The sequence below is a fragment of the Kocuria tytonicola genome (assembly GCF_003687455.1).
Taxonomy (GTDB): Bacteria; Actinomycetota; Actinomycetes; order Actinomycetales; family Micrococcaceae; genus Kocuria; species Kocuria tytonicola.
In genome coordinates, this window is the sequence record NZ_PHOA01000132.1 from 1 (window position 1) to 5,127 (window position 5,127).

At 71.2% G+C, this 5,127-nt stretch carries 7 protein-coding genes; 2 read left to right on the forward strand and 5 right to left on the reverse strand.

The annotated features are described in order from the left end of the window. A partial coding sequence (locus CWC38_RS10825; RefSeq protein WP_133306256.1) for a P-loop NTPase family protein occupies window positions 1-377 on the forward strand: 377 nt, incomplete at its 5' end. Between the two features lie 232 nt (window positions 378-609). Here CWC38_RS10825 and CWC38_RS10830 read toward each other — a convergent pair. The 5 genes from CWC38_RS10830 to gcvH all read right to left on the reverse strand — a co-directional run bounded on the left by CWC38_RS10830 (window position 610) and on the right by gcvH (window position 3,511). Then, window positions 610-1,152: a MerR family transcriptional regulator gene (locus tag CWC38_RS10830; RefSeq protein WP_240625230.1), complete on the reverse strand. Its 543-nt coding sequence runs from the start codon at window positions 1,150-1,152 to the stop codon at window positions 610-612. A gap of 232 nt (window positions 1,153-1,384) precedes the next feature. Further along, complete coding sequence (locus CWC38_RS10835) at window positions 1,385-1,897, reverse strand: bifunctional nuclease family protein (RefSeq protein ID WP_121846741.1); 513 nt, start codon at window positions 1,895-1,897, stop codon at window positions 1,385-1,387. After that, window positions 1,894-2,646, reverse strand: coding sequence for a transcriptional regulator FtsR (gene ftsR / locus CWC38_RS10840; RefSeq protein WP_121846742.1), 753 nt, complete (start codon window positions 2,644-2,646; stop codon window positions 1,894-1,896). The genes CWC38_RS10835 and ftsR overlap by 4 nt, the downstream gene beginning before the upstream one ends. 8 nt (window positions 2,647-2,654) lie before the next feature. Further along, a complete protein-coding gene (locus tag CWC38_RS10845) occupies window positions 2,655-3,098 on the reverse strand; it encodes an FHA domain-containing protein (protein ID WP_121846743.1) in 444 nt (147 codons plus the stop codon). A 26-nt stretch (window positions 3,099-3,124) separates the two neighbouring features. After that, on the reverse strand, window positions 3,125-3,511 hold the full coding sequence (gcvH, locus tag CWC38_RS10850; protein ID WP_121846744.1) for a glycine cleavage system protein GcvH: 387 nt from the start codon (window positions 3,509-3,511) through the stop codon (window positions 3,125-3,127). A 217-nt stretch (window positions 3,512-3,728) separates the two neighbouring features. Between gcvH and CWC38_RS10855 the strand changes: the two genes are divergently transcribed. Continuing rightward, window positions 3,729-5,087 carry a TrkH family potassium uptake protein gene (locus CWC38_RS10855; RefSeq protein ID WP_121846745.1) on the forward strand — a complete coding sequence of 453 codons (1,359 nt, stop codon included), beginning with the start codon at window positions 3,729-3,731 and terminating at the stop codon, window positions 5,085-5,087. Window positions 5,088-5,127: the final 40 nt, after the last annotated feature.

Sequence of the window (5,127 nt, forward strand, 5' to 3'; positions counted from 1 at the left end):
CCCTCTCCGCCCTGACCCGCATGGCCTGGGCAGCCTCCCACAAGGTGCTCTCTGTGGCAGAGCCGTCCCTGTTCTCGGTGGCCGGCACCAAGCGCACCATGAGTGCGCTCGCCCAGTTCGAGGGCTCGCGCGTGTGGGCCGTGCCGGAGGCGGGGGTCGTGGTCAACCGCGTGCGCGACTCGTCCCAGGAGCAGCGGCACCGCATGCAGGAGCTGCGCGAGCTGTTCGGCCCGCTCGTGGTGGACCCTGTACTCCCGGACCTCTCGGTGATGCAGCAGGCACAGGGGGCGGCGTGGCCGGTGCACCGCTGGCCCGGCGCCGAGGCCGCGGACCTCGCGGAGCGCTTCACTGCCATTCTGCAGGGGCTCACGCACTGAACCGGAGCACCCGGCGGGCGGCACTGGAACGAGAGTCCGGGGAGCCGCGCCACGGCGTGCCACCACTGTCCGCTGCGGATGGATGCCCCCGCGACGCGCACGCGGACAGCACGACGACGCGCTGGTGCGGTGACCGGCGGCCACCGCACGGTGCGCGGCGTGGTGCCGCCGGGGGCCCTCTCCCGCCGCCGAGACGTGTGCTCAGGTCACCGGGTTGCCGTCCAGGGTGCGCTCAGACCGCGTTCTTCTTGTTCCGGCGGGCGCGCCGCGCGGAGAGCTCGTCCTCGGGGAACGGCCCGGCCTCGGCGGCGCCGTCGAGAGCGGCGTGCTCGGCGGGCATGGACGCGAGCGTGGCCTCGACCTCGCGCCACACACGGCCCACGGCGATGCCGAAGACGCCCTGCCCGCCCTGGACGAGGTCGATGACCTCGTGGGGCGAGGTGCACTCGTAGACGCTCGCGCCGTCGGACATGAGGGTGAGCTTGGTGAGGTCCTCGATGCCGCGCAGCCGCAGCGCGCCCACGGCGGCGCGGATTTGCTGGAGGGACACCCCAGTGTCGAGCAGCCGTTTGACCACCTTGAGCACCAGGATGTCGCGGAAGCTGTACAGCCGTTGCGACCCCGAGCCCTTGGCGCCGCGGACGGTGGGTTCCACCAGGTTGGTGCGGGCCCAGTAGTCCAGCTGGCGGTAGGAGATCCCCGCGGCCTTGCACGCGGTGGGGCCGCGGAATCCCACGGTCTCGTCGATCGCGGTGAGGTCATCGGTGAACAGCATCTCCTGCGTCCCGCCCGCGAGGGTGGAGGCACGCAGCTGTGCCGCGTCCAGCGGCAGCTCCGGATTGCTCAAGCGTCCTCCTCGTGCGTGGGGTGGGGTCCTGCGGCCCACCGTGCCCCGGCGCGGGGCGGTGCTCCCCTGACGGTAAACCCCGGGATGGACCGGGTCAAAGACATTGGCGCAGGGGTGGCCGTGTCGTCAGCCTACCCGTCTCCCGGGCCGAAGCACCGGATCAGGTCTGGAAGTCCTCCGGATCCACCTGGTCCAGGAAGTCCCGGAACTCGCGCACCTGCGCCTCGGCCTCTCCGGGGCCGTCCGGAGCCTGCTCCCGCAGCTCTCCGTCGGCACTGAGCACCAGCCCCGCCTCGTCCAGCACCGCCGCGGCGCAGCGGATGGGGCACGACGTGCGGGCTGCCAGTGCAAGGGCGTCCGAGGCCCGGGCGTCCACCACGGTGGAGTCGTCCAGGGTGATGGCCGCGTGGAACACGGTGTCCTCCACGGTGTGCACCGTCACGCCCGTGATGCTCCGGCCGAGCTGGTCCACCACCGTGAGCAGCAGGTCGTGGGTCAGGGGGCGCGGGGGCTCTATGCCCTGCAGCGCGAAGACGATGGACGTGGCCTCGTTCGTGCCCACCCAGATGGGAAGCCTGCGCGGACCTCCGGTCTCGCGCAGCACCACCACGGGCTGACCCGTGGGCACGTCCATGCGGACGCCCGCGATCTCCATGGGGACGTCCGCGCTCACGGGCGTCCGCCGTCCGGGTCCGGAGGGCCGAAGGAACGGACGGTGTCGTCCACCTGCGTGTGCACCGCCGCGGACATCACGGACAGGCACAGGGCGGCGATCTCCCGCGCACGCTGCACCGCCTTCTGCCGCGTGGCGGGGTCACGGCGGATGCGCAGCGGTGAGATGCTGCCCTCCACCAGGGCGACCACGCGCTCGGACGCACCACGCAGCACCCGGAGGTGGCGGGGTTCGATGCCGTAGGCACCGAGCCGCCCCACGGCCACGGCCACGGCCAGCGCGTGCTCGTCGAAAGCGCCCTCACGCTCCACCAGCAGGCCCTGGGCAAGCAGCTCCCGTAGCACGGTCACCTCCGTGCCCGACCGCGCGGCCAGCTCCCGCAGGGAGTAGCGTGCCGACGAGACGGGCGCGGGCTCCCCGGCCTCGATGCCCGCGGTAACCACCTCGGACGACGCCGCCTGCTGCGGTTCGGAGTCCGCGGCCGGGTCCTCGCCCCGGTCGAGCCGCTCCCGGATGACCCGCAGCGGGAGGTAGCGCTCCTGCTGAAGGCTGAGGACGGTGCTGAGCCGCTCGACGTCCTCCTCCGAGTACTTGCGGTACCCCGAGGCCGTGCGCTGCGGGTGCACGAGGCCCTGGTCCTCGAGGAAGCGCACCTTGGACGGGGTGAGGTCCGGGAAGCGCGGCTGCAGGTGGCGCAGCAGCGCGCCGATCCCCATGCGGGAGGGCTGCGGTCGAACGGTGTCAGGCATGGAGCGCGTCAGGACCCGTTCTGCACCGAGTGGTAGAAGGTGAAGCGGAACTTGCCGATCTGCACCTCGTCGCCGTTCTCGAGCACCTTGGTGTTCACGCGGTCGCTGTTGACGTAGGTGCCGTTCAGGGACGCGTGGTCCACCACCTCGAAGGTGCTGCCGCGCCGGATGAACTCGGCGTGGCGCCGGGACACGGTGACGTCGTCCAGGAACACCGAGCACGCGGGGTGGCGCCCGGCCACCACCTCGTCCCGGTCCAGCAGGAATCGGGCGCCGGTGAGACCGCCGTTGGTCTCCAGGAGCAGGGCCGATCCCGGGGGCAGCGACGCCACCGCGTTCTGCTCACCCTCGGTGAGCTTGTGGTGCGCTGCAGTGGAGAGCACGTCCGCGACGATCTGGATGGACGTGGTCTCAGGTCCCGACTGGGCGCCGGAGTTCTCGTTGTTAGGCATGGGATCCCCTCACGTGCAGGTCGTGGTCAGTCCAGCAGCTGCTGGTAGGCCTGGGCGTCCAGCAGCCCGGAGGTGGCGTCCTCGGAGTCGACGCGCACCGTGAAGAGCCAGCCGCCCTCGTAGGGCGCCTCGTTCAGCAGGCCGGGGCTGTCCGCCAACTCGTCGTTGACGGCTGTGATCTCACCGGTCACGGGAGCGAAGAGGTCGCTCACGGACTTGGTGGACTCGATCTCTCCCACCACGTCCCCCGCCGTGACGGTGTCACCCACCTCGGGCAGCTGGACGAAGACGACCTCGCCCAGCTCGTTCTGGGCGTGGTCCGTGATGCCGACCCGGAGGGTGCCGTCCTCCGGGAGGTCCTGCACCCACTCGTGCTCTTCGGTGTACGCGAGTTCCGCGGGAATGTTGGTCATGCGCGTCAGTTTAGGGCACCGCGGCGCAGTAGTCCCCATCACACGCGTGTCCGTGGAGCGCGGGTGTGTCGTCATCTGGGCCCACGAGCACCCGTCGCGCCCGGAGCACGGGCCCCGGTGGGTGTACTTTGGCCCGGTGCCCATCACCGAGGCTTTCCGCCAGGCCGCGATCCGCGTACACACGCACGGGTCCAGAATCCGCCGCACCGTGCCCGTCATGAGGACGCGGCCGGACCCCTTCCACCTCCACGAGCTCACGCCGGCGCGCTCCGCCCGGTTGATCGTCTCCGCCTTCCTGCTGGCCGTGCTCACGGGCACCGGGCTGCTCATGCTTCCCCCCGCCACCGTGGCACCGGGCGGGACGGACCTGCTCACGGCCGCGTTCACCGCCACCTCCGCACTGTGCGTCACGGGACTGGTCACGGTGGACACGGCCACCTACTGGACGCCCTTCGGACAGGTGGTCATCATCTGCCTCATCCAGGTGGGCGGGCTGGGAGTCATGACGTTCACGACCATGCTGGGCATCCTGCTGGCCCGGAAGTTCGGGCTCTCCACCCGGCTCCTGGCCAACGCCGAGACCAAGTCCCGGGGCGGGGCCCGGCAGGTGGTGGCCCGCATCGTGGGCACCACGGCGGTCATCGAGTCCACGGCCGCGGGCGTCCTCTTCCTGTGGTTCTGGGGCCACTACCACTACACCCCGGGACAGGCCCTGGCGCACGGCGCGTTCCACGCCGTTTCCGCCTTCAACAACGCGGGCTTCGCGCTCTACTCGCTCAACGTCATGGACTTCTCGGGCGACGCCGTGGTGCTGCTCACGCTCTCCGCGTGCGTGATCCTGGGCGGGCTGGGCTTCCCCGTGCTCTACGAGCTGCGCCGCCACGTCCGGCTGCCCCGCCGCTGGAGCATGAACACCCGGCTCGTGCTGCTCGCCACGCCCATCCTGCTGGTCGGCGGCACGGTGTTCCTGCTCGCGCTGGAGTGGAACAACCCCGCGACGCTCGGCCCCGAGGCCCCGCCGGTCAAGCTGCTCAACGCGTTCTTCCAGTCCACCATCTCGCGCACCGCGGGCTTCAACAGCATCGACATCTCACAGATGCACCCGGTCTCGTGGCTCGGCATGGACATCCTCATGTTCATCGGCGGCGGCCCGGCCGGCACGGCCGGCGGCCTGAAGGTCACCACGTTCGGCGTCCTGTTCTTCATCGCGCTCACGGAGATCCGCGGTGGCGCGGCCGTGCCCGTGCTGGGCAAGCAGCTCTCCCGCTCCGTGCAGCGCGAGGCCATCACCGTGGTGGTGCTGGCCACCGGCGCGGTGATCGGCGGGACCATGCTCATCATGCTCACGGACACCGGCCTGGGGCTGGACCGGGTGCTGTACGAGGCCGTCTCGGCGTTCTCCACGGTGGGACTGAGCACGGGGATCACCCCCACGCTCGCCCCGTTCGCGCAGTGCGTGCTGATCGCGCTGATGTTCATGGGCCGCCTCGGACCCGTCACGGTCGCCGCCGCCATCGCGTTCGGCCGCCGCCCGCCCACCTACGAGCTGCCCAAGGAGCGTCCGCTGATCGGCTGATGCCGTCCCGCAGGACGACGCCGCACGGCCACTCCCCGGC